Below are 24,199 nucleotides of genomic sequence, written 5' to 3' on the forward strand. Positions count from 1 at the left end.
TTTTATTTTCAGTTTAATCCAGCGCTTTGCTCCCTTTAGTTTTTTAACTGCTGTTTAGTTTTTTATCGTTATTGCTGTTCAATAGATAACGTAGCCGATAGTAACTAACTGTTCCCCACAAACCCATGTTTGCTTTTAGAAACAACCGTTGTTATGGTAGTTTTTTAACCATCGCCGCAATTAGAAATAAATAATTAGCAGACGACAAAGGCGATGGGTATTCAAGCAAGCCAGAGAGGGATTTTATGGTTGTTGAGCAGCAGTTGGAACGTGCGCGTCTTGAATTACTTGATATGGGTCTTCGATCCAACCCTCAACTGAATTACCGCAGCGGCAGCAAAGCCCTCGACATTATTGATGAACAATCTGCCAAGATTTTTGAAATGCTGGTTGAGCAGGAAAACACACTCAGCTTTTTACCGCTGCCTGAAGCTTATCAACAAAAAATTGCCGACAACGAAGATGAAGGAAGCTTCTTTCAGTCGGACGACGACTCCGAATTACCACCGCTTGATTTGTATCTGGAACAAAAGAAAGGCGCTGCACGCTTTAGCGATAAATACCTGCAAACTGGGCTGATACCAGCAAAGCTGGATAAAGCACTGCTGAAACTCGAAACTGAAGCTCATACCATGCTGCAGGAACAAGGTGTTGAGGTTCTGTATCTGGCTCTTGGTTTTTTACAGTGGAATGAGCCCACCAACTCATCAGTTTCAAGGTATGCGCCGTTAATTCTGATCCCTGTCGAACTTACCCGATCATCAGCCCGCGACAGCTTCAAGTTGCGTTATACAGGCGAAGAGCTGGGCTCAAACCTGACTTTAGCGGCAAAACTCAGAACAGAATTTAAGTTACTACTGCCCACCTATTCTGATGAAATGACGGTTTCGAATTATTATCAAGCGGTGACAGATGCAATTGCTGCGCAGCCTTCGTGGCGAGTGCATCAGGACAAAATTGGTTTGGGGCTGTTCTCTTTTGGCAAGTTTCAGATGTATATGGATCTTGACCCATCCGGCTGGCCTGAAGGAAAAAAACCATCGCAGTTGCCTTTGATTGGCCGCTTATTCCGGGATGGTTTTGACCACAATGCAGAGATTAACCCAGATGAACTGAATCATCCGGAAAAACTCCACTTAGTAAAAGACGCCGACTCCAGCCAGATTGAAGCCATCCTCGCCATGAAATCTGGTGCAGATCTTATAATCCAAGGCCCGCCAGGCACAGGCAAATCCCAAACCATCACCAACATCATTGCTGAAGCCGTTGCTTTGGGTAAAAAAGTACTGTTTGTGGCGCAAAAAATGGCTGCGCTTGAGGTGGTAAAAAAACGCCTGGATGAAACTCATATGGGCTTTGCCGTACTGGAACTACACAGCCACAAAAGTACTAAAAAAGCTGTGCTGGGATCTATTGCTGAGTCGCTCGAACAAGGTCGGCCACAAACCGGAAACCGCCAGCAAGAGCTGTCGGATTTAGCAGAGTCAAAGGCCTCACTGGATGCTTATGTACATGCCATTCGCGCCCCTGTTTTGCGTAGTGGCCTTAATTATATTGAAGCGTTAGGCTCCTTATTGCAGCTGAAAACAAAAGATCCCGAAAGCTCTTTGCCAGCTTTGCCCTTTAGTTGTTTTGAACAATGGACAGCAGAACAATACAGCAATGCCAGAAAACTGGTGGCTGAATTAGTGCAGCAACTGGAACGTGTTGGTGTGCCTGCAACTCATCCTTTTGCTATGTCTGGCCGCACGGACTTTTCTCCTGCATTGCAGCAGGCGTTGACCTCAGCTTTAGCAGAAACAAGCCAATTGCTTAGCCAACTTGATGCACAAACTCAAACCGTCAGTGCATTTCTGAAGCTTGAAAAACCACAAAGCTTGCAACAAGTTACCCCACTGATTTCAACAACAAGCTGGCTGTCCGAAGTGCCAGATCTTAAACAGGTTAAAGTAAATAACTCCTTATGGGCTGTTGAACAAAAGCGGATTGATAACGGCCTGGCTTGTTTAGCCAATTTCTTAACCTTAAAAGCCAGCTGCGAACAACACTTTATCGCTCAGGCACTGGATGCCGATTTGCTGAGTATCCGCCAGGGCTTGATTGGCAAAACAGATAAATGGTGGCGTTTCCTATCGTCCAGCTATCGACAAGCAAAAGCTAACTTAGCTGGACTTTGGCGTGGCACTCTGCCCGCTTCGTCTGCTGACTGGCTCACTGCATTAGATACAGCCCTAGCTTACCAAAGCGCGAAAAAAGAGCTGGCCAGCTACCAAGCTATTCTGTCTGAAGTCTTTGGCACGCAGTGGCAAGGCGAGTTTTCAGAGCATGCTGAACTAACTCAAATCCATAGCTGGATCAGCACCTTTTATGCAAAGGTAAATCGTCTTGAATTGTCGCAGTCATTGGCTGAACTGATTGATACAGGCGTTGATAAAAAGCTGCTGCGCGACCAGGCGAACTCACTAACGACACTCTGCAACGCCATTGCAGTACAGGCGCAAACGCTGAAAGAGCTGATACAAATCCCAACCAGCAATCCAAACCATGACTTAGCAGCCATGCAATTTACCCAGCTAAATGCTTTATTAGAAGGTTGGAAAAACTCAGCCCTACTTTATGATTTTGCACGCTATAACCAGATCATTCAGGCCTTTGAGCCTTATAAAATCAAAGCATTTACTGAACTGGCGTACTCATGGCATACAGCTCCAGACCTTCTAATGACGGTATTCGAACTTAGTTATTACCGTGGTTTGGTTGATCATGCCTACGACAGCTCAGAAGCCATACGGCGCTTTGACCGCAATAAACATGAGCAAAGCCTGCGCGACTTTAAACGTATTGATGGCAACAGTTTGTTTTTCGCCCAGGAGCTGTTGGTAAACACCTTGTACGAGCGCTTACCCAAGAAAACAGCCAAAGGCGAAATGGAACTGGTGCTGCGCGAAATGGGTAAGAAAAAGCGCCATATTCCTATCCGAAAGCTGCTGGCTGAAGCCGGTAACGTGATCCAGCAAGTAAAACCTATTTTTATGATGAGCCCTATGTCCATCGCCACTTATCTGAAACAAGGTGCTTTGGATTTTGATCTGGTGATCTTTGACGAAGCCAGCCAAATTCCAGCCCCTGATGCTTTGGGCGCCATGCTGCGTGGGCGGCAGGTGATTGTGGTGGGTGACAGTAAGCAAATGCCACCAAGCAACTTGTTTGGTAAAGCCGTTGAACTGGAAGAAGAAGAGCTGGAAAGCAGTGCTACCGCTGAAATGGAAAGTATTCTGGCGTTAATGGAAGCCCGCGGCGCAGCAAGTAAAATGCTGCGCTGGCACTATCGCTCCCGCCACGATTCGCTGATAGCAGTGTCCAACGACCAGTTTTATAAAAACAAGTTAGTGGCCTTCCCAAGCCCGGGTTTTCATCCCGATGCAACAGGGCTGAAGTTTCATCATTTGCCGGAAACCCATTACGACAAAGGCGGTTCACGCACCAATCCAGGCGAAGTAAAAGCTGTGGTTGCGGCCGTATTAAACCATGCGTTAAGCAAACCTCACCTGTCCTTAGGTGTTGTGGCTTTTAGCCTTTCACAGCGTGATGCCATATTGCTTGAGCTGGAAAAAGAGCGCCGCCTACACCCTGAAACCGACGAATTCTTTGCACGACATGCAGGTGGCGATGAGTTTTTTGTAAAGAACTTAGAGAACGTACAGGGCGATGAGCGCGACGTTATTTACATCAGTATTTGTTATGGCAAAACCAGCACAGGCCAACTGAGCCAGAATTTTGGCCTGCTGAATAAACCCGGTGGTGAACGGCGCTTAAACGTGTTGATCTCACGCGCACGGCTGGCAATGGAAGTCTTTGCCAACTTCAAAGGTGACGAGCTGAAAGTTGAAGCAGACAGCCCTTTTGGTGTGCGTTCGCTGCAAATCTTTTTGCAATTTGCCGAATCAGGCCTGCTGAACAAAGCCCATGAAAAAGAGCAGGAACAAAACTTTGCTTTTGGTGCCCTGCTGCATCAGGCGATCCAGCGTTTAGGTTATCAGGTAGCCACCCGGGTCGGCAGTCAGGGTTATTACATCGACTTAGCCATCAAGCATCCGGACGACCCCAGTAAATTTGTATTGGCATTGGAATACGACGGCGCAGGTTATTATCAGGCAGCTTCAGCCCGCGACCGTGAACGGCTGCGGCAAAGTGTGCTGGAAGGCCTTGGCTGGAGCTTTGGACGCATTTGGTCCACCGACTGGTTCCGCGATCCAGAGGCTGAATTACATCGCCTGAAAGTATTGATAGATAAAGCCATAACCCAACACAACGAGCTGATGGTATCGATAGCGGCACAAGCCAATTGCACCAAGCAAGTGAGAAAACAGGTTGCCACACCGGAGCTTGTTGCTGCGCCTATTCTGCGGGTAGAGGAAGAACAACCAGAGTTTGAAGCCTGCACTACGCCTTATAAAAAAGCCGATGTGTCTAAGCTAAATATTCCCCATGTCGATGATTTCAGTGCCATTCCTTTAAGTATGTTGGTGCATGCGGTGGAGCGTATTGTCGAAACCGAATACCCAATATTCGCCAGCTTAGTTGCCACCCGATTAGCCAACGCTGCAGGCCTGACACGAGTTGGTGCCAAAATTAAACGCACTGTTGATCAAGCCATAGAAAGCGCAGTAGCAAAAGGATTGATTCAGCTAGATAAAGACGAAGTGTTATGGCCGCATGGCCGCAGCACAGTCAAATTAAGAAACTGGAACAGCGCCGACACTGCCACCCGCAAGCTTGAAAACGTCTGTGATGCAGAACTAACCAACGCCTTATTACTGACAGTACAAGATGCACACGCTATAAGCGTAACTGATGCAGCATCCGCAGCTTTGGGTCTGTTAGGGTTTCAGCGCGCAACGGCACAGGCTGCGGAACGAATGGCGAAGTTGGCTCAGGTACAGTGTGATAAAGGTGTGCTGGTTTGTGAGAATGAGCGGTTGAAGATTGCGAGTAAAGTTTAGGACTCTCAAAACATAGGATTTTTGAGATCCATTACTCAAGTACTAGGGCAATGAGCATAACCCTAGCACCAAAACCTCCATAGGCGGTTGTTTATCTGCAATTAGTATTCATCTTGCTGATTCAAAGCTATAAGCACGTGAGAGTTTTATTAGTGCTTTTTAATCCAACACGTGTAATTATATACAGTATAAAGTCACATATTAGATGTCATTATGCTTAACCAGTTTGACCAAAATTTATCTCAAAACGAGTTCGATATTTCGAGCCAAGATGCCATTACATGGCTACATAGTTTGTCTTCAGAGTCAGTTGATTTGGTTATCACAGACCCGCCATATGAATCTTTAGAAAAACACAGGAAAATAGGTACAACCACTAGATTGAAGAATAGTAAATCCTCTAGTAATCAATGGTTTGAAATATTTCCAAATGAACGGTTTGAAGAACTATTAATTGAGATATATAGAGTTTTGCGGAAAAACAGCCATTTTTATTTATTTTGCGATCAGGAAACGATGTTTATCGTAAAACCTATCGCCGAAAAGGTAGGCTTTAAATTTTGGAAGCCTATTGTGTGGGACAAAGTTAATATAGGGATGGGTTATCACTATAGAGCTAGGTATGAATTTATTTTATTTTTTGAGAAAGGAAAACGAAAATTAAATAACCTAGGAACACCAGATATAATCGTACAAAAAAAGATCAGAGGGGGATATCCAACAGAAAAACCAGTGCAGTTAGCTGAGGTATTAATTAGTCAAAGTAGCGTTGAGGGGAATACCGTCATAGACCCTTTTTGCGGCGCTGGCTTTGTTGGGGTAGCCTCAGAGTTACTTTTGCGTAACTTCCGAGGCAATGATATTAATGAAGAAGCTGTAAAAATAACTAAAGCTCGGATGCAGGAGGTTCGGGAGCAACATGAGATTCCGAAATTGATATCTTTTTGAACCGTTTAGCCCAAGATTTTAATGTTTGGGCCCTGCGCTCACTTGTATCTCGACTAAGGCCATTGCAATTGTTTATTAAAAATTGAGTGGCTGAATCTTCATCTATTAAAGAAATTGATTTTACACCCTGATTACTCATCCAAAAATGTCCACAATCAGATTCTTCAAATTGTCGCTGTATGATCCCAACCCATTCTTCTTCAATCTCTGAATTAGCTACTTTCCAACCAAGTGGTGTCAAAGTAGAATAATCATGAATAAGAGATAGTACTTTGCAAGCGTCTCGATAATAATTTACCTGTCTAGGGTCTACTCCAAGATCTTCCGCTGTAACAATTTTTTTCCTATCGACAATGCTGAGATATGTTTTTAATCTGTCAAGATTGTCAGCTTGAGGCACCATAGTGCTATCAAGATAAGTTCCCAACAGATCATCAATTGCAGGTACTACTGCTTTCACATATTCAGGCTCTAAATTTAAGATTGTTCTAGTCGATACTTCATCAATTAATTGAACTTCTATATCGTTACTTCCAATCAGATCGAAAAGCTTGCGTACTATTCTTAGATCTATTTCTTGCTTAGCAAGAGACTTTACAAAATCTTCATTAGATGTGACTCGGGAAAGTATTTGGTATCCTTCATGTCTAAACAATTTATCGTTATCTGACTTTGCCTTGACACGATAAACGAAAGAGCCATTTACTGCATCTTGAGGATAAAACTGAACAGATATATCATGCTTTCTTAAATAATGACGGCAAAATTGACCAAAATATTCCGAGACTTGATTAAGAGTCTCAGACATAATGTCATTATCAGATTTTTTAGCTATTCTTATTCTATGAGAGAATCGTCTCTTCCCATCATAATTAACATTTTCACTAATACATAAATCATCATTAGGCATTTTGTATGGAAGGTCTTTTGCCGATATGAATTCTTCTGAAATGACACCATTTTCTAATTTAATTTTTACAAACAAAACTTTACTAGAAGCGCTTTGTTTAATCATTTTTATGATTGGTATATCTTTTTGCTCTAGACGATTAACTCGCTCTTGAGATGTTGGAGCAATAAGCCACCTATCGTCATGTTCGTCACAGCCTAAACCATAACAGAAAAACAATTGGCCATATTCATTAAGAGCTGTAAAAATTAGAGGCTCATCATAGAAACTATACACGTTGTGATAGTACAGAGTTCCGAATTTTTCAACAATCAAAAATAATAAGTCATTCTTTGTTGTCATACGACTTTAAAACCTTCAGGGTATACCCCGTCATAAAACCAAACTGAGACGTGATGAGAATGCTCTGAACTTTCACCTTTCCCATGTTCAGGCGTCACGTTTCCACAAGCTATGAACTGATCAGAAAACCTTTCCGGACTCTCAGCTAATTTTGTCTGAATACTATCCTCAGTATCAAAAAAAGAAGTTGCATAGAATGACGGCTTCTTCTTGATTGCAGGTCGATTAGCTAGATTCTTTTGTTTTGGATCTTTGTAGCTCGCTAGAAAATCTGCTGCATCTGGGTTAACTTTACCCACAAATCTGTACAGCTGGGCGTTTATCTCTTCGGCGCTGTCCGGTGGCAAAACCATACCACTAGGATAGTCATTAGGCCATTTTTTATTTGTCATGCACCGTAACCATTGTTTCTAATATTACTAAATTGAGGGAATAATAGACAACTAGGTACATATATTCAATAGGTTACTGAGCAAATACAAAAAAATCTAATATGACCAGGCCAAAAGTGAACTATCCATTCAATAGTTAAGGGACGATTGGTGCTTACCCACTCGTCCCTTGATTCAGAGGCTTAATTCTCCGTTGTAAAACTTACCGATAATCTTCCGGACTAGGGCAAGCACACATCAGGTTGCGGTCGCCGTATACGTCGTCGATACGGGTGACTGTTGGCCAGAATTTGTTTGCTGCCACGTACTGTGCAGGGAATGCAGCGTACTGACGCTCGTATGGGCGGTCCCAGCTTGGGTCAAAAATATCTTCCATAGTGTGAGGTGCGAAGTGCAGTGGGTTGTTGTCTGCAGTCCACTCTCCTGCTTCTACTTTGGCAATTTCATTGCGGATAGAAGTCATGGCGGTGATAAATTTGTCCAGTTCCACTTTGCTTTCAGACTCAGTAGGCTCGATCATCAGCGTGCCGGCTACCGGAAATGACATAGTTGGCGCGTGGAAGCCGTAGTCCATTAAACGTTTGGCGATGTCCATTTCGGTCACGCCGGTTTTTTCTTTGAGTGGACGCATGTCGATAATACATTCGTGCGCTACGCGGCCGTTGGTACCTACGTACAGCACTGGGAACAGGTCGCCCAGTTTTTTCGCCATGTAGTTCGCGCTTAAAATCGCCATTTCAGTGGCTTGACGTAAACCGTCGCCGCCCATCATTTTGATGTACATCCAGCTGATTGGCAGAATGCCTGCGCTACCAAATGGTGCTGCAGATACTGCGCCGTTATCCTGACCAGTGCCTTCAATTTTTACGACTGCGTGGTTTGGCATAAACGGAGCCAATTGTTTCTTCACACCTATAGGACCCATACCTGGACCGCCACCGCCGTGAGGAATACAGAAGGTTTTGTGCAGGTTTAAATGCGATACGTCAGCACCGATAAAGCCAGGAGAAGTAATACCTACCTGAGCGTTCATGTTGGCGCCGTCCATATACACCTGGCCACCGTGCGCGTGAACTATGTCACACAGCTCGCGGATAGACTCTTCAAACACACCGTGTGTGGAAGGGTAAGTCACCATAATGGCGGCTAACTTGTCTGATACGGCTTCGGCTTTGGCTTTTAAATCGGCCATGTCGATGTTACCGCTCTTGTCGCAATCTACCAGTACTACTTCAAAGCAGGCCATAGCTGCTGTTGCAGGGTTAGTACCGTGTGCAGACACAGGAATTAAACACACATTACGGTGTGAATCGCCGCGGCTTTCGTGGTATTTACGAATGGCGATCATACCGGCGTATTCGCCTTGTGCGCCTGAGTTTGGTTGCATAGACACAGCGTCGTAGCCTGTGATCTCTACTAACCAGTTGGCCAGCTCGCCAATCATGTCGTAGTAACCTTCAGCCTGGTCGCGTGGCACGAATGGGTGCAGCGAACCGAATTCTGGCCAGGTCACCGGGATCATTTCGGCTGTAGCGTTTAACTTCATGGTGCACGAACCTAAAGAAATCATTGAGTGGTTCAGTGCTAAGTCTTTGTTTTCCAGCTTTTTGATATAACGCAGCATTTCAGTTTCACTGTGGTACTGGTTAAATACCGGGTGCGTTAAGTACTTAGAAGTACGTACTAAGTCAGCAGGAATAGAGTTTGAGCCTTTAGCAACTATGTCAGCATCCAGCTTAGTTACGTCTAAGCCATGGCCAGCGCCTAATACGATATCAAACAGCTGAGCTATATCAGAAGCACTTGTCAGTTCGTTGAAGCTTACGCTTAAGCTTTCGCTGATATCAGTACGTAAGTTCACTTCAGCGGCTATAGCACGAGCTACAACGGCAGCACGGTCAGCCACTTTGAAGGTCACAGTGTCGAACCAGGTGTTGTGAACTAAAGACACGCCTTTGGCTTGCAGACCAGCTGCAAATACGTCAGCAGAACGGTGAATACGCTGCGTAATGTTTTTCAGACCTTCTGGGCCATGGTACACAGCGAAGAAAGACGCCATGTTCGCCAGTAACACCTGTGCAGTACAGATGTTGGAGTTGGCTTTTTCACGACGGATATGCTGTTCACGGGTTTGCATCGCCATACGCAGCGCCTGATTACCACGACGGTCTTTCGACACGCCTATGATACGGCCTGGCATAGAACGTTTGTAATCGTCACGGGTAGCGAAGAATGCTGAGTGTGGGCCACCAAAAGCCATAGGCACACCAAAACGCTGGGCAGAACCTAACACTACGTCTGCACCTAATTCGCCTGGTGATTTTAATAACAATAAACTCATCATGTCAGAAGCTACTGCTACTACAGCTTTTTTCGCTTGTAAGGCAGCGATTAAAGCGCTGTCGTCACGCACTTCACCAGTCGTAGAAGGGTACTGTAATAAAGCACCAAAGACGTCGTGGTTTACTGCATCAGTGGCTTTGCCAATGATCACGTCAAAACCAAACATTTCAGCACGGGTACGAACTACGTCAATAGTTTGTGGGTGCACGTCGTCAGCGATGAAGTAAGTGTTAGCTTTGCTTTTTGCGACACGTTTGGCCAGCGCCATAGCTTCTGCAGCGGCAGTGGCTTCGTCCAGTAATGAAGCAGATGCCAGCTCCATACCTGTTAAATCTAAAGAAATTTGTTGGAAGTTCAGCAGAGCTTCTAAACGGCCCTGGGCAATTTCCGGCTGGTATGGGGTGTACGCAGTGTACCAGCCCGGGTTTTCTAACACGTTACGTAAAATTACGTTTGGTGTCAGTGTTGGGTGGTAGCCCATACCAATGTAGCTTTTGAACATTTTGTTTTTGTTCGCAGCAGCTTTTAAGTACGCCAGAGCGTCCGCTTCAGTTGTGGATTCACCAGTTGCCAATGGCTTTGGCAGGCGAATGGAAGCAGGCACAGTTTGTGCGATCAGCTCTTCCATGCTGCTTACGCCTAATTCAGCCAGCATAGCTGCTGTTTCGTTAGCGTCCGGGCCTATGTGGCGTTGAATAAATTCCTGATGGTTCGCAAGTTGCGACAGGGTTTTCACAGCTGAAGTGGTCATGCCTTGAAGTTCCTAAATGGTCTTAACAATATGCTGGATGTTACGTGCCGCTTCGGGTTTTGGCCCAGTGGCACCTAAGATCCCTGTTGGGTCTGTCACGGGCGGGGGTAAACCCCGCCCCTACAATGCCCGTTTATATCAGCGCGTTATCAGATATCCGTAGGGGCGAGGCTTGTCCTCGCCCGTCTATCCGGTTTAACCGCATCGACGTTTTTCTACGCCTATTTGATAATTTAAAGCCCTGTGCGAACACAGGGCTTTAAAGTTAAATCAACGTCGACTTATTCAGAGTCAACAACGCTCTGGTAACCAGCGGCGTCTAATAAGCCTGCCAGTTCAGATTCGTCAGAAATCTTGATTTTGAACATCCAGCCGTCACCGTATGGTGCGCTGTTTACCAGCTCTGGAGAATCGTTTAATGCGTCGTTGATTGCAACGATTTCGCCAGATACCGGAGCGTAGATGTCTGATGCTGCTTTTACAGACTCAGCTACAGCTACGTCGTCGCCCTGAGCAACTACATCACCCACATCTGGTAATTCAACAAATACCATGTCACCTAACAGGTCCTGAGCGTGCTCAGAAATACCTACAGTGAAAACGCCGTTGCCTTCGTCACGAACCCATTCGTGTGACGGAGCGTACTTTAATTCGTTAGGGATGTTGCTCATTTTAAATTCCTTAAATCAGACCTTGGTGGCTTTTAGTTATCTGTTTAAACATCTGCTGGTTAGACCGCGGCCAGTCTACTGACTGACTCTGGCAAACAACATAGCGAAGCTATGCTTCTGCCGCAAGCTTAAGGCAGCTCACCTTATCTGTTTATTTTTCAGACAAACAAAGCAAACCGCTGTATTTCTACCCAAAGTACCTTGACGTTGCGGGGCGGCGACAAGCCAGTGAGACCCCAGGAGCATAGTCACCTATGTGACTGGGGCGAAATGGCGTAGTCAACAAAGCCGCAGCTTCAAGTACGACGGGTATATTAAATTACTTTTTTACCCATACGAACAAAGTTAGGCTTCACAACTTTCACCTGAACCAGTTTGCCACGGATATCTACTTCAGCTGTGTCGCCAGTCGAAGCTGGTACACGGGCCATAGCGATACTAAAACCTAAAGTAGGAGAGAAAGTACCAGAGGTGATTTCGCCTTCGCCGCCTTCAGTCACAACTTTCTGGCCGTGACGTAACACGCCTTTTTGTTCCATCACTAAACCTACCAGCTTCATAGTGCCGGCGGCTTTTTGTTGTTCTAAAGCAGCACGGCCAATAAAGTTACGGTCGCTTGGTTCCCATGCAATAGTCCAGCCCATATTGGCTGCCAGCGGAGATACGGTTTCGTCCATATCCTGGCCATACAGGTTCATACCTGCTTCTAAACGTAAGGTGTCACGAGCGCCTAAACCAGCAGGTTTTACACCAGCGTCCAGCAGTTTTTGCCAGAAGTCAGCGGCTTCTTCGTTAGGTAAAGAGATTTCGTAACCGTCTTCGCCTGTGTAGCCCGTAGTGGCAATAAACAAAGAACCGGCCTGAACACCAAAAAATGGCTTCATACCAGCAACAGCTGCTTTTTGCTCTTCTGTTAATAAGGTGGCTACTTTGGCTTTGGCTTGTGGGCCTTGCACTGCAATCATGGCGAACTCTGGGCGTTCGGTCACAGTGACATTAAATTCGGTTGCTTGTTTGTTGATCCAGGCCAGATCGTTTTCACGGGTGGCTGAGTTCACTACTAAGCGGAAGAAGTCTTCAGCAAGGAAATACACGATCAAATCGTCAATCACGCCACCGGCTTCGTTTAACATGCCGCTGTATAAGGCTTTGCCTGAAACAGTCAGTTTGTTAACGTCGTTGGCAAGTAAATAACGCAGGAAATTACGGGTGTTTGGCCCTTGCAGGTCAACGATAGTCATGTGAGAGACGTCGAACATACCAGCGTCCTGGCGGACATTGTGGTGTTCTTCAATTTGTGAACCGTAGTTCAGCGGCATATCCCAGCCGTGAAAGTCCACCATCTTTGCGCCACATTCTACATGCTTGGCGAATAATACTGTTTTTTGGGCCATCTGTTTTTCCCCAGTTTTTTACCCGCTGTAACTTCAAGCTACTTAGGTAATTATGCTGCCGAAGCAGACAATAAATTCTGGCCTGCGCTGCTGGAGCTTTTCAGGCCGCGTGAACAACAGGAACTTGTCATCAGTCAGTCACAGAAATCTGCTTATAACCATATGACATTTTTAAGATGAGCCGGATTATAACCGATGGTGCCTAAGGCCAACAGCCCCTTTTCGATTAGATTTACTAATGCGAATATCAGAGGCAGAGTAAAACACCGCGTTTTAACGTCTTTAAACTGAGCGGATCCCCTAAGTAATTGGAGTTGCAGCAAGGCAACAAGTGGTCGTGACCCCAGGAGCATAGAAGCCCTATGTGACTGGGGCGCGAGCGCGCAGGCAACGAAGCTGCAGCTTCAAGAACGACGGGGATTAGGCCTTGCTATTACTGGCAAGTCCCCCGAATCCCCCAAAGCCGCAGCCATTATTTTTTGTTTTACGAAAGGCAGTTTGTCAGTCAGTGACATTCCTACACCACGCAGCAATTTCAGCACTGGGTTCTGCCGGCCAAAACCTTGTTTAAAGGCTTCCATAGCGGCGATCAGGGTTTGTGCTTCAGCTTTACGCCAGCGCTCGTAACTTCGCAGCATACGTTCTTCATTAATTGGCTTTTGTTGGCTTATTTGCTGACTTATTAGTTCTGCTAATGCGGCAACATCCATTAAACCCAGGTTCATGCCCTGCCCTGCAAGCGGGTGAATAGTATGAGCAGCGTCGGCCACCAGCACGGTTTTATTCAGCACCCATTCGCTGGCATAACGCATTTTCAGCGGGTAGCTGTTGAGTTCTGACTCAATATGCAGCAACCCCAACACCGTATTGCTGGCCGCTGTTAAGGCTTTATTAAACTGATCGGCTGGCATAGCTTGTAATTCAGCGGCTTGCTCCGGGCTGGTACTCCAGACAATAGAGACTAAATGCTGGTCGGCCAAAGGCAATAACGCCAGCGGGCCAGCGGGTAAAAACACCTGACGGGCACAGCTTTGATGAGCTTCAGTAGTGCGAATTTGAGCCACTAAAGCCTGATGCTGGTAATCCCAAAACGCGATAGGCATTTGTAATTGCTGGCGCACAAAAGAGTTAGCGCCATCAGCCGCTACCAGCAGTTTGCAAAGCATTGGGCTTTGGTCTTGCAGCGTCAGCAGGTTTTGTTGTTCGCTATTACTGATATTTAAAATTGTGCTTTGAAACAGGCAACTGACATTGGTTTTGTGTTTCAGTTTGCTGTAAAGCACAGCACGCAGCTGTTCGTTATCTACTATCCAGCCCAGCTCGTCACAACCTTGCTCCAAAGCAGAAAACTCAATGCGGCCAAAACTATCAGCTTCCCATACGTTCATATCTGTGTATGGCGCAGCTGAAGTTAAGTCCTGCCAAACGCCAAGCTGACTCAATAGTCGTTTTGACGCCTGATTCAGTGCACTAACCCGTTTTAAGCTGGGAGCTACAAGCTCTGGCGCCGGTTCTTTATCCAGCACGGCAATTTTTAGCGGTGAGTCGGCAAGCAATAGTGCAAGCGTTAAACCTGCACTGCCTGCGCCAACTATTGATACGTCATATTCCTGCATAATTCTCTCTGTTAAGCGCGAGTCAAAAGCGCCTTTAACTGGCGAATAGAATTCAGACCCATGGCCTGGTTAGCCACGGCTTGTTTTAATTCAGGACAAAGGTTTAACGCAAATAACCCAGTATTACGGCCAAGCGCCATCAGGCGGGATGAATTGGAAAATAGCCGTACCAAGGAATCGGTATACAAAATCACTTGCTGCATATCAGGCAAACGCGCCTGCTGATAGGCTTTAGTTAATGCATAGCTGCCAGCATCTGTCTGATGCTGTTGCAGCAATACACTTAAACTATAAATATCGCGGATAGCCAGGTTAAAACCCTGACCTGCTATAGGGTGCAGGTTATGCAAACTATTACCCAGTAATACAGTGCGATGGCGCGCCGCTTCAGTGGCCCGCTTTAAACTAAGCGGGTACACCACACGCTGACCTACAGTTTTAAATACACCGGCTCTGTGCCCTGCGGCTTGTTGCAGCGCAGCTAAAAACCCGGTGTCATTTTGGTTTAAATGATGCTCTGCCTGTTCAGGCGTTAAAGTCCAGACCAGCGAATAACGCTGCCGGGTTAAAGGCAATAAAGCCAAAGGCCCGGTAGGAGTAAAACGCTCAAAGGCTTTATGTTGATGCGATTCAGCCAAACCAATATTGGCAATCAGCGCATGCTGCTGATAATCGTCAGATTTCAGCTCAAAACCCGCTAAGGTTCGGCTGGGTGATAAACCCCCTTCAGCTATCACCAGTAACTTGCTTTGCAGTTGTGCGCCACTTCGCAGCCTAATCTGCTGCAGTTCAGCAGTTGGCTTTAAAGCGCTAATAGCATCGTTATAAAACCAGCTTAAGCGGCCTTGTGCTGTAAAAGCTTTGAGTTTTTGCCACAAGACTTCGCCTATAGCTTCGACTTCAATCACCTGACCTAAAGCTGATAACTGATGATCGGCCGCATTTAAGTAGGTTTTACCAAAATGACCACGGTCGGAAATATGGATATGTTTGATAGCGCAGCCGCTTTGTTGCAACTCCTGCCATAAGCCCCATTGCTGCAGCAGTTCCACACTGCCATGAGCCAGCGCTATGCTACGGCTATCAAAGCTGGCTTTGGAGGGCTGCTGATCTGTGGCAAGTTCAGCGCTTTGCTCAATAATCGCCAGCTTTAAACCAGGGTTTTGACTCAGCAGCACATAAGCCAGCATAGATCCGGCCATACCGCCGCCTGAGATCACCAGATCCAGCGGCAGTTCTGCACAGTGAGTGTGTGACATAAATCAGTCCTGTTTTTTAGCTGTGGCCCTGTGCCATTAACGCTTCTATTTCTGCAATTTCTTTTGGCACTAAGTCTGTTAAGTTGGCATGACCTTCAGCTGTCACCAGCAAATTGTCTTCAATCCGCACCGCCAGGCCCCACCACTTTGGATCGCACGGCGAATCGGTTGGAATATATAAACCCGGCTCTATGGTTAAAATCATGCCAGGTGCAAAAGGCCGCTCTTCGCCAGCAACTTTGTAAGCACCCACATCATGCACATCCAGCCCTAACCAATGGCCTAAACCATGAATAAAATAGGCTTTGCAGGCATTGTCTTTCAAAAGCTGTTCCAGCTCGCCCTGTAAAATGCCTAAATCCAGCAAACCTTTGGTCAGTACTAAACAAGCTGCGTCGAGCGCATCTTTAAACTTATTGCCGGGTTTCACTTCTGCACAAGCAGCGTACTGAGCATTGAGCACCAGCTGATAAATAGCAGCCTGCTCTGGGCTGAATTTACCATTGGCCGGAAAAGTACGGGTAATATCGGCCGTATAGCCCTGATACTCGCTACCTGCATCAATCAGCACTAAATCACCGTCTTTAAGCTGACTGCTGTTATCGGTGTAATGCAAAATACAGCCATTTTCACCAGCTCCTACTATGCAGTTGTAGCCAGGAAAACGGGCACCGTGCATCGCAAACTCATGCAAAATATGAGCTTCCAGCTGATATTCCCAGACGCCTGCTTTGGCTGCTTGCATAGCACGTTTATGCGCTTTGGCGCTGATATAGCCAGCCTGACGCATCTGATGAATTTCGTCTTCATCTTTAAACAAACGCATTTCAGCGGTTAAAGGCCGTAAATCCTGTTGCACTGTAGGTGCCGCATAACCACGTTTTGGGTAAAGCCTTAAAGTGGCTAAAGTGGCAGCTACTTTGGCGTCAAATTCGGCATAGGTGCCTTGTGCATACCAAAGCGTGGTTTTTTGGTTCAGCGCTTTTAACAGCTCGTTGTCCAGCTCTGCAACAGGCAATGCATCTAAACCCAATACGGCTTTGGCTTGCTCTGGCCCTAACCTGCGGCCTTGCCAGATTTCAGCCAACTGATCTTTCGGCCGGCACAGCAACAGACTAGCAGTGTTGCCAGAATTATCTTTGCTTAAGATCAAAAGCGCGTCAGGTTCATTAAAACCTGTCAGATAAAAGAAGTCGCTGTCCTGCCGAAACGGATATTCAGTGTCACGGCTGCGGGTTAATTCCACCGCAGCTGGCACTAAAACCACGCTGTTGTCTGGCACTGATGTAAGCAAGCGCTCACGTCTGTTTTGGTAAATGTTCGATGTCATTGCTTAAGGCTCTTAATGCAAAGTTTTATTCTGTACGTCGTTTTTGCTGAATTTCAGCCCTACTTCGTTAAAGCAGGTCAGCACCAACATCCGAATATGTTCCAGTACTAAAAAGTACGACTCTTCGTTACTTTCTGCGCTGTTGTCATCTATAGCAAATACGTCGATTTTGGTGATCTCGGTCAGCTCTTCAATCGCATCTTTTACATCGGCCGAACACAGTGATAAATCGGTTTGCTGAATGGCAAAACCCACTAAAAAAGACTGAGTCCATTCGACCATAGCTTCAAGGCGTTCAGGCAAGGAATCGTCATCACTTGGCAGTAATAAAGCAAAGGAATAGTCGGTATGAGCCAAAGATTCGGAGGTTTGCATAATTAAGGCAGAAATATCTGCTTTAACAGGGGCAGATAAGGCTTGTCCGTCATTTAAGAAGTCGTGCAGAACTGGTAAAATCTTCGCCGGTTCTGCGCTCACACCGGCACTAAGCAAACCTGCGATCAAGCCATGTACTTCGGCGGCCGACGCCATCAGGTAGGATTGATCCAGCAAACTGGTCCAGTGATCGTAAGATTTAAAACTTTCTGTCGTCATAATTTTTCGGCCCAAGCGACTTTTCAAGGCAGCTATCCTACCATTTGCTGGTTCTGCCCGCCAACAGATGGACGCCCCAATCGCAGGCCATAAGGGAACTATCATGCATTTACGTAAATTTCGTCCAGTTGACCCACCACCAGCCGAAGCTGTAGTGAAAAAACCTGCAGCAAAACCTGCTGTCAGCACAAAACCTAAGCAACTGACTATTTCAGTTTTAGGCCGGGTATTAAAAGTTGCCTGCCCTCCGGGCGAGGAGCAACGGCTGCAAAATGCCATTGATGAATTAGAACAACGGGTTGCCAGTACAAAATTTAAACCCGGTGTGCATATGAATGAAGATGTTTTGCTGATGATTGCGCTAAATTTGTGCAATGAGCTCGTAGAAGTGAAAAAGAAGGCGGAATAATCAAAAAGCCGGTGTTATACTTACCACGTTCTCTGAGTTGTCAGTGATTAGGTAGATGTCCCTGAGCCGATAATTGTTTTACTTTAGGGGCTCCTTCTTGTTGCTTTTGTGCAGGCTCGGCTCGTACCGAGAAGCCTACGGTGACAAACTGACTCCCGCCTTGAACCTTAGGTTCAAGGGCTGATACTTGACACGGCAATTCGGAGAACCTTTTTATCCTTCGTTTCTCTTCCCAATCTTTATTTAAATACGAAACGGACGGGGCAAGCCCCGCCCCTACAAATACTCGTCGCGCTGAACTCCATTAACTTTGAATAAATCCTTCGTTTCTTTCTTTGCTTCTATTTAAAAGCATTGCGGATGGAAATCGGGGGCGGGTCTTGTACCCGCCCGCCTCAAATTCAAATCTTTTGTAATTCATGTTTGCCCCAGCCCATAGGATCCCCCCTACAATTCCAGCTTTGCAGCTAACCCTTTCTGTTTTATAGTCCAACTTATTTTTTATCTTCAGGTTCAGTGTTTTGACTTCACGCCAACAGCTTCGCAGCCATATTCGCAGTTTACGCCGAGCTTTATCTGCAGAGCAGCAGCACCAGGCCAGCCTGGATTTAGTGCAGCAACTGTTACCCCGACCTGAAGTGCAGCAGGCCCAGCATATAGCTTTATACCTGACCAACGACGGTGAATTGGATACCTCCCCGCTTATTCATGCCTTATGGCAGCAAGGCAAAACTCTCTACCTGCCGTTATTACATCCAGTGGTACCTGGTTATCTGGTATTTCAGCTTTATAAGCCCGATAGCTTATTAAAACCCAATCAGTTTGGAATTGGTGAGCCAGAGCTGAACTGCAGCTTAGTATGCCCTGTCAGCCAATTGGATCTGATTTTTACGCCTCTTGTCGCTTTTGACGCTCAAGGCCAACGTTTGGGTATGGGTGGCGGTTTTTATGACAGAACCTTAAGCCAGCTTAGCTCCACATATCAAAAACCGGCATTGATTGGCTTAGCCCATGATTGCCAGCAAGTAGAATCAGTACCAGTCGAAGCCTGGGATATTCCGTTGCCTTTGATTTGCACACCCAGCCGTTTTTGCAGTTTTAGTGAACAATAAGTAAATTCTAAAATTCTTTCGGTTCTTTTGCCTTTTGCCCCTTTTGCCGGATCCCCCTTTTCGGCTAATATCCGTCTGTATGGCTAAACGTGGCTAAAAAACTCCGGACCACCTATGACTCAAGATCAGATGAAAAAAAATGCCGCCTGGGCAGCATTGGATTATGTAGCGCCTCAGACTATTGTCGGCGTGGGCACAGGCTCTACCGTCAATCATTTTATTGATGCGCTCGCCACTATCAAAGATCAGATCAAAGGTGCGGTTTCCAGTTCAGTGCAATCGACAGAAAAAATGCGGGCTTTAGGCATTCCGGTACTGGACTTAAACGAGGTGGAAAGTTTTGGTGTCTACGTAGACGGCGCAGACGAAATTAACCCGCAAAACCATATGATTAAAGGCGGCGGCGCTGCGCTCACCCGCGAAAAAATTGTGGCAGCTGTAGCCGAAAAGTTTGTTTGTATTGTCGATCAAACCAAACAAGTGAATGTGCTAGGCAAATTCCCTTTACCTGTTGAAGTCATTCCTATGGCCCGTGCTTATGTCACACGAGAGCTGGAAAAACTAGGCGGTCGCCCTGTCTGGCGTGAAAACGTAGTCACCGACAATGGCAATATTATTTTAGACGTGCATGGCCTGAAAATTACAGAGCCAGAAGAATTAGAACAACAAATCAACAACCTGGTTGGCGTAGTTACCAATGGTATTTTTGCCCGTCGTGCGGCAGATATAGTGTTGGTAGGAACAGCCCAAGGCACTCTGGTTTTAAACTGAAACCCAGTGAACTGAATTTAAATTGCAACAAGTTAAAGAGAAGTAAAATGGAAAAATTTTCGCTGCCCAAAGACAAGATCAAGATCCTGTTACTGGAAGGTTTGCACCAAAGTGCGGTGCAAAGCTTTAAGAATCAGGGCTACAGCAACATTGAGTATTTGAAAACCTCTTTGGATGAAGCTGAACTGATTGAAAAAATCCGCGATGTGCATTTTATTGGCATTCGCTCACGCACCCAACTGACAGAAAAAGTGCTGGACGCTGCCACTAAACTGGCCGCTGTGGGCTGCTTCTGTATTGGTACCAATCAGGTCGATTTAGACGCAGCGCTGATGCGTGGTATTCCGGTATTTAACGCACCTTTTTCCAATACCCGCTCTGTGGCTGAACTGGTATTAGGCCAGATCATTATGTTGCTGCGTGGTATTCCTGAGCGTAATGCGGCGGCCCACCGTGGTGTCTGGCAAAAAACTGCAACTCAGTCTTTTGAAGCCCGTGGTAAAACCTTAGGTATTATAGGTTACGGCCATATTGGTACTCAGCTGAGTATCATGGCGGAAAATATCGGTATGCGTGTGCAGTTTTACGATATCGAAGACAAGCTGGTATTAGGCAATGCTACTCAGGTTGATTTTGGTACTTTACTGAAAACTTCAGATGTTGTGACTTTGCATGTGCCTGAAACAGCTCAGACTAAAAATATGATCGGCGAAGCTGAACTGGACTTGATGAAACAAGGCAGCATTCTGATCAACGCATCCCGTGGCACTGTGGTCGATATCGACGCTTTAGCCAGAGTGATGCAGGCGAAAAAACTGGCTGGCGCTGCTATTGACGTATTCCCTGTTGAACCAACCAGCAATGATGAAGAATTTATCAGCCCGCTGCGTGAATTCGACAATGTGATCCTGACGCCACATATTGGTGGTTCTACTCAGGAAGCTCAGGAGAATATTGGTTTTGAAGTAGCAGGCAAGATGGTGAAATACAGCGACAACGGTTCAACCTTGTCAGCGGTGAATTTCCCTGAAGTGTCGCTGCCAGAACACAGAGGCCGTTCACGTTTATTGCATATCCACAAAAACCAGCCTGGTATGCTGACCAAAATCAACGAAGCCTTCGCTAAACACGGCATCAACATTTCGGGTCAGTATCTGCAAACCAATGCTGAGATTGGTTATGTGGTCATCGACATCGACTCACTGGACCACGAACTGGCCCTGAACGAGTTAAAGGCTATTCCAGGAACCTTAAGAGCCAGGGTTTTACACTAATCACCCGTCGTTCTTGACGCTGCAGCTTTGTTGGCTGCACGTTCTCGCCCGACATCGGTTTGGTGTCGGGTCGGGCGCGGATAAACCGCGCCCCTACAATGACTTAGGGTGATCAACAAAGGGGAGCGCAGTTAATCACCTTTTTCTTTAGAACGAATACACCACTGAAGCTGCTGTTTCAGAGTCTGTACTTTTCTTATCCGCACCTACATCCGAATCGTATTTAATATTCAGACTTAAACGCAAAGCCAGCTGGTTATTAATTTGCGCTGTCACTGCACTACGGCTGGTATAGCTGGTGTTATGACCATCCAATGAAATCGCATATTCCAGAGTTTGTTTAAACTTACTGTTTTCAGAGAAATTATACTCAAAGTTAGCTGCGGCGTACCAAATCATACCCGAGTTACTTTCGCCTTCTGAAGGTCTGTCATACGCCATACCGGGACCAGTTTCAAAATCTAAGTAGTTCGGCCCCTCTTCGTACAAACGGTTGGCATAACCTACTGCCACTGATGATTGTTCACGGAAGGCACCAAAACGGTCATTTAAATAAGCACCGCGACCAAACAAACTGCTGTCCGAGCGGAAGAATTTATAGTTACTTTGAGCTGTTAAACCAACACGCTGACCTGTGGTGTTGTCTTCTTTTTCACCGGTAGCGCTATTAGTTTGGGTATTTCGCTGTAACAAGGTCTGGATATAGTACTTGTTACGAAAATCTTCCAGTTCGTGTTGCAATTCAACATTGGTACGAACAGCTGTAGCTTCTGTGTTACCACGGCTTAATACCACACCTACTTCGACATCCCCACCCCAAGGCGGAATAGCGGCTTCTTCTTCACCATGTTTTTTCTGAAATTCCTGTGCCTGAACAGAGACTGCTGAACACAACAGTACCGCTGACAATGCGACTACTAAACGCATGTTGTATAACCCTTCTAAATAAAATTAACGCTTATTCTGTCAGTGGCCGATGAGCACTAACTGAATATCACTTTTACGGTATTTGATTTTGACGTGAGACGGGCTGGGATAACCCAATTCCGACATCGCATTGAACCAGAGACGGGCGACCCTAAAGGTCGCCCCTACAGATTTATTCACCAGCTCTGTTACTGATGTACTGTAAAGCCATGCTGATGCGTTTTAACACACGATCTTTGCCAATCAGTGCCAGTGTTGCATCAAGGGCTGGCGAGTTACCACCACCAGTTACAGCCACACGCAAAGGCATACCTACTTTGCCCATACCTAAACCTAAGCTTTCAGCGGCATCGTTAATGGCTTTATGTAAAGCTTCTACCGACCAATCCTGAAGCTCTTCCAGCTTCGTCTGAACGGCAACTAAAGGTTCTGAGGCAACAGGACGTAAGTGCTTTTTCGCGGCGTTTTCTTCAAACTCGCTGAAGTCTTCATAGAAATAACGACTGACCTCCACCAGCTCTTTCAAGGTTTTCACCCGCTCGGCTTGCACTTTCACCAGCTCAGCTAACTCAGGACCAGTGCTGATATCCAGCTTCTGATCGGCCACATGCCAGGCTAAATGCGTAGCTACATAGTCTGGTGACAGCGTCTTCATATAGTGCTGATTCAACCAAATCAGCTTGTCGGTGTTAAAAGCTGAAGGGGCACGGTTACAGTCGCTTAAGTCAAACAGCTGGATCAGTTCTTCTTTGCTGAAAATTTCCTGATCGCCATGAGACCAGCCTAAACGTACCAAATAGTTGATCAAAGCTTCGGGCAGGAAACCGTTATCACGGTATTGCATTACGCCTACAGCGCCATGACGTTTGGATAAGCGTTTGCCGTCGTCACCTAAAATCATAGGAACGTGAGCATATTTCGGCAGTTCAGCGCCCAAAGCGGCCAGAATATTCATCTGACGTGGAGTGTTGTTAACATGGTCATCACCACGAATGACGTGGGTAATACCCATTTTCCAGTCATCAACGACTACGGTCAGGTTGTAAGTTGGAGTGCCGTCACTACGGGCAATGATTAAATCATCAAGCTCAGCATTGGCAATTTCAATGCGGCCTTTGATTAAATCATCAATCACCACTACGCCGTCCTGCGGGTTTTTAAAACGAATGGTATAAGGCTTGTCTGTTGGGTGATCGGTACGGTCGCGCCACATACCGTTGTATTTTGGTTTTTCGCCGGCAGCCATTTGCGCTTCGCGCATAGCATCCACTTCTTCAACAGTGCAGAAGCATTTGTAAGCCTTGCCTTCAGCTAACAGCTGAGCAACCACTTCTTTATATAAATCAAAACGTTTCGTCTGGTAATAAGGGCCGTCGTCATAATCCAGGCCTAACCACTCCATACCTTCTAAAATGGCATCCACAGATTCCTGCGATGAACGCTCTAAATCGGTATCTTCAATACGGAGGATAAAAGTACCGCCGGTTTTCCGGGCATGCAGCCAGCTGTATAACGCAGTACGGGCGCCACCAACGTGCAGATAACCTGTAGGGCTTGGCGCGAAACGAGTAACTATAGACATAATGAATCCACTGAAGGCCAAAAAATTGGGCACTATTGTACCAACGCCAAGCTGTGATTGCACGGTCGAAGGTGCTGTGCAGGAAAAGATTTAACTGGCTACTTTTACAGCATACAGTTCACAAAGCTAAAAATATTATTGACACAAAAACCGAGCCCCCTATAATGACCGCCGACCACACGATGGATGCTTAGCTCAGCCGGGAGAGCATCGCCCTTACAAGGCGGGGGTCACTGGTTCGATCCCAGTAGCATCCACCATCTTTTAAAGTGAAATATCTGAAAGATAAATCGTTGTAGTCCAATTGTTATGCCCAGGATGCTTAGCTCAGCTGGGAGAGCATCGCCCTTACAAGGCGAGGGTCACTGGTTCGATCCCAGTAGCATCCACCATCTTTTTAAAGAGTGCATCGCCACCCTTTACAAAAGAGAGGCTGCGGCTGGTTAATACCAGTAGCATCCACCATCATCCTAAAAGATGAATCGTTGCAGTCAGTTTGTTATGCCCAGGATGCTTAGCTCAGCTGGGAGAGCATCGCCCTTACAAGGCGAGGGTCACTGGTTCGATCCCA

The 24,199-nt window shown here is 46.2% G+C and carries 17 protein-coding genes, 2 tRNA genes and 1 other RNA gene; 9 read left to right on the forward strand and 11 right to left on the reverse strand.

Going from position 1 to position 24,199, the window contains the following annotated elements:
- Positions 1-245 precede the first annotated feature (245 nt).
- Both RHEIN_RS09000 and RHEIN_RS09005 read left to right on the forward strand, forming a co-directional pair.
- Positions 246-5,003 carry a DUF3320 domain-containing protein gene (locus RHEIN_RS09000; RefSeq protein WP_008898671.1) on the forward strand — a complete coding sequence of 1,586 codons (4,758 nt, stop codon included), beginning with the start codon at positions 246-248 and terminating at the stop codon, positions 5,001-5,003.
- Between the two features lie 213 nt (positions 5,004-5,216).
- Positions 5,217-5,951, forward strand: coding sequence for a DNA-methyltransferase (locus RHEIN_RS09005; RefSeq protein ID WP_008898672.1), 735 nt, complete (start codon positions 5,217-5,219; stop codon positions 5,949-5,951).
- Here the strand turns inward: RHEIN_RS09005 and RHEIN_RS09010 are convergent.
- The 9 genes from RHEIN_RS09010 to RHEIN_RS09055 form a co-directional block, all read right to left on the reverse strand.
- Positions 5,890-7,203 carry a DUF6575 domain-containing protein gene (locus RHEIN_RS09010; RefSeq protein WP_008898673.1) on the reverse strand — a complete coding sequence of 438 codons (1,314 nt, stop codon included), beginning with the start codon at positions 7,201-7,203 and terminating at the stop codon, positions 5,890-5,892. The genes RHEIN_RS09005 and RHEIN_RS09010 overlap by 62 nt on opposite strands.
- Positions 7,200-7,595 (reverse strand): hypothetical protein, encoded by a 396-nt coding sequence (locus tag RHEIN_RS09015; RefSeq protein WP_008898674.1) that lies wholly within the window; start codon positions 7,593-7,595, stop codon positions 7,200-7,202. Before RHEIN_RS09015 ends, RHEIN_RS09010 begins: the two co-directional genes overlap by 4 nt.
- 202 nt (positions 7,596-7,797) lie before the next feature.
- Positions 7,798-10,689: an aminomethyl-transferring glycine dehydrogenase gene (gcvP, locus tag RHEIN_RS09020; RefSeq protein WP_008898675.1), complete on the reverse strand. Its 2,892-nt coding sequence runs from the start codon at positions 10,687-10,689 to the stop codon at positions 7,798-7,800.
- Positions 10,690-10,970: 281 nt separating this feature from the next.
- Positions 10,971-11,360: a glycine cleavage system protein GcvH gene (gene gcvH, locus RHEIN_RS09025; protein ID WP_008898676.1), complete on the reverse strand. Its 390-nt coding sequence runs from the start codon at positions 11,358-11,360 to the stop codon at positions 10,971-10,973.
- Positions 11,361-11,674: 314 nt separating this feature from the next.
- Positions 11,675-12,754, reverse strand: a complete 1,080-nt coding sequence (gene gcvT, locus RHEIN_RS09030; RefSeq protein ID WP_008898677.1) for a glycine cleavage system aminomethyltransferase GcvT — start codon at positions 12,752-12,754, stop codon at positions 11,675-11,677.
- 404 nt (positions 12,755-13,158) lie between these two features.
- Positions 13,159-14,370 carry an FAD-dependent monooxygenase gene (locus RHEIN_RS09040; RefSeq protein ID WP_008898678.1) on the reverse strand — a complete coding sequence of 404 codons (1,212 nt, stop codon included), beginning with the start codon at positions 14,368-14,370 and terminating at the stop codon, positions 13,159-13,161.
- A gap of 11 nt (positions 14,371-14,381) precedes the next feature.
- Entirely contained in the window at positions 14,382-15,629 is a 1,248-nt protein-coding gene (ubiH, locus tag RHEIN_RS09045) for a 2-octaprenyl-6-methoxyphenyl hydroxylase (RefSeq protein ID WP_008898679.1), read from the reverse strand.
- Between the two features lie 16 nt (positions 15,630-15,645).
- Positions 15,646-16,959: a Xaa-Pro aminopeptidase gene (gene pepP / locus RHEIN_RS09050; RefSeq protein WP_008898680.1), complete on the reverse strand. Its 1,314-nt coding sequence runs from the start codon at positions 16,957-16,959 to the stop codon at positions 15,646-15,648.
- Between the two features lie 12 nt (positions 16,960-16,971).
- Complete coding sequence (locus RHEIN_RS09055) at positions 16,972-17,580, reverse strand: UPF0149 family protein (protein WP_008898681.1); 609 nt, start codon at positions 17,578-17,580, stop codon at positions 16,972-16,974.
- A 76-nt stretch (positions 17,581-17,656) separates the two neighbouring features.
- Between RHEIN_RS09055 and RHEIN_RS09060 the strand changes: the two genes are divergently transcribed.
- The 5 genes from RHEIN_RS09060 (at position 17,657) to serA (ending at position 21,119) form a co-directional block, all read left to right on the forward strand.
- On the forward strand, positions 17,657-17,962 hold the full coding sequence (locus tag RHEIN_RS09060) for a cell division protein ZapA (RefSeq protein WP_008898682.1): 306 nt from the start codon (positions 17,657-17,659) through the stop codon (positions 17,960-17,962).
- Positions 17,963-17,988: 26 nt separating this feature from the next.
- A non-coding RNA gene (gene ssrS / locus RHEIN_RS20680) (6S RNA) lies at positions 17,989-18,173 on the forward strand.
- A 310-nt stretch (positions 18,174-18,483) separates the two neighbouring features.
- Positions 18,484-19,074 carry a 5-formyltetrahydrofolate cyclo-ligase gene (locus tag RHEIN_RS09065; protein ID WP_008898683.1) on the forward strand — a complete coding sequence of 197 codons (591 nt, stop codon included), beginning with the start codon at positions 18,484-18,486 and terminating at the stop codon, positions 19,072-19,074.
- A 114-nt stretch (positions 19,075-19,188) separates the two neighbouring features.
- Positions 19,189-19,845, forward strand: a complete 657-nt coding sequence (gene rpiA / locus RHEIN_RS09070) for a ribose-5-phosphate isomerase RpiA (RefSeq protein ID WP_008898684.1) — start codon at positions 19,189-19,191, stop codon at positions 19,843-19,845.
- Between the two features lie 47 nt (positions 19,846-19,892).
- Positions 19,893-21,119, forward strand: a complete 1,227-nt coding sequence (serA, locus tag RHEIN_RS09075; protein ID WP_008898685.1) for a phosphoglycerate dehydrogenase — start codon at positions 19,893-19,895, stop codon at positions 21,117-21,119.
- A gap of 147 nt (positions 21,120-21,266) precedes the next feature.
- On the opposite strand, the gene RHEIN_RS09080 is transcribed toward serA, so the two are convergent.
- Together RHEIN_RS09080 and gltX are read right to left on the reverse strand one after the other, a co-directional pair.
- Complete coding sequence (locus tag RHEIN_RS09080; RefSeq protein ID WP_008898686.1) at positions 21,267-22,046, reverse strand: DUF481 domain-containing protein; 780 nt, start codon at positions 22,044-22,046, stop codon at positions 21,267-21,269.
- A 172-nt stretch (positions 22,047-22,218) separates the two neighbouring features.
- The gene (gene gltX, locus RHEIN_RS09085; RefSeq protein ID WP_008898687.1) at positions 22,219-23,628 is read right to left on the reverse strand and encodes a glutamate--tRNA ligase; all 1,410 of its coding nucleotides are present in this window, start codon (positions 23,626-23,628) and stop codon (positions 22,219-22,221) included.
- A 184-nt stretch (positions 23,629-23,812) separates the two neighbouring features.
- On the opposite strand from gltX, the gene RHEIN_RS09090 reads away from it, so the two are divergent.
- Both RHEIN_RS09090 and RHEIN_RS09095 read left to right on the forward strand, forming a co-directional pair.
- Positions 23,813-23,888: transfer RNA gene (locus RHEIN_RS09090), tRNA-Val, on the forward strand.
- Between the two features lie 56 nt (positions 23,889-23,944).
- A tRNA-Val gene (locus RHEIN_RS09095) sits at positions 23,945-24,020 on the forward strand.
- Positions 24,021-24,199: the final 179 nt, after the last annotated feature.

It is taken from the genome of Rheinheimera sp. A13L, assembly GCF_000217935.1.
Lineage (GTDB): Bacteria > Pseudomonadota > Gammaproteobacteria > Enterobacterales > Alteromonadaceae > Pararheinheimera.

Coding starts and splice junctions, on each gene's coding strand:
- RHEIN_RS09010 (WP_008898673.1), bottom strand. CDS start 7,203: ATGACAACAAAGAATGACTTATTATTTTTGATTGTTGAAAAATTCGGA.
- RHEIN_RS09015 (WP_008898674.1), bottom strand. CDS start 7,595: ATGACAAATAAAAAATGGCCTAATGACTATCCTAGTGGTATGGTTTTG.
- RHEIN_RS09000 (WP_008898671.1), top strand. CDS start 246: ATGGTTGTTGAGCAGCAGTTGGAACGTGCGCGTCTTGAATTACTTGAT.
- pepP (WP_008898680.1), bottom strand. CDS start 16,959: ATGACATCGAACATTTACCAAAACAGACGTGAGCGCTTGCTTACATCA.
- gcvH (WP_008898676.1), bottom strand. CDS start 11,360: ATGAGCAACATCCCTAACGAATTAAAGTACGCTCCGTCACACGAATGG.
- RHEIN_RS09040 (WP_008898678.1), bottom strand. CDS start 14,370: ATGCAGGAATATGACGTATCAATAGTTGGCGCAGGCAGTGCAGGTTTA.
- gcvT (WP_008898677.1), bottom strand. CDS start 12,754: ATGGCCCAAAAAACAGTATTATTCGCCAAGCATGTAGAATGTGGCGCA.
- gltX (WP_008898687.1), bottom strand. CDS start 23,628: ATGTCTATAGTTACTCGTTTCGCGCCAAGCCCTACAGGTTATCTGCAC.
- ubiH (WP_008898679.1), bottom strand. CDS start 15,629: ATGTCACACACTCACTGTGCAGAACTGCCGCTGGATCTGGTGATCTCA.
- rpiA (WP_008898684.1), top strand. CDS start 19,189: ATGACTCAAGATCAGATGAAAAAAAATGCCGCCTGGGCAGCATTGGAT.
- gcvP (WP_008898675.1), bottom strand. CDS start 10,689: ATGACCACTTCAGCTGTGAAAACCCTGTCGCAACTTGCGAACCATCAG.
- RHEIN_RS09080 (WP_008898686.1), bottom strand. CDS start 22,046: ATGCGTTTAGTAGTCGCATTGTCAGCGGTACTGTTGTGTTCAGCAGTC.
- RHEIN_RS09060 (WP_008898682.1), top strand. CDS start 17,657: ATGCATTTACGTAAATTTCGTCCAGTTGACCCACCACCAGCCGAAGCT.
- RHEIN_RS09005 (WP_008898672.1), top strand. CDS start 5,217: ATGCTTAACCAGTTTGACCAAAATTTATCTCAAAACGAGTTCGATATT.
- serA (WP_008898685.1), top strand. CDS start 19,893: ATGGAAAAATTTTCGCTGCCCAAAGACAAGATCAAGATCCTGTTACTG.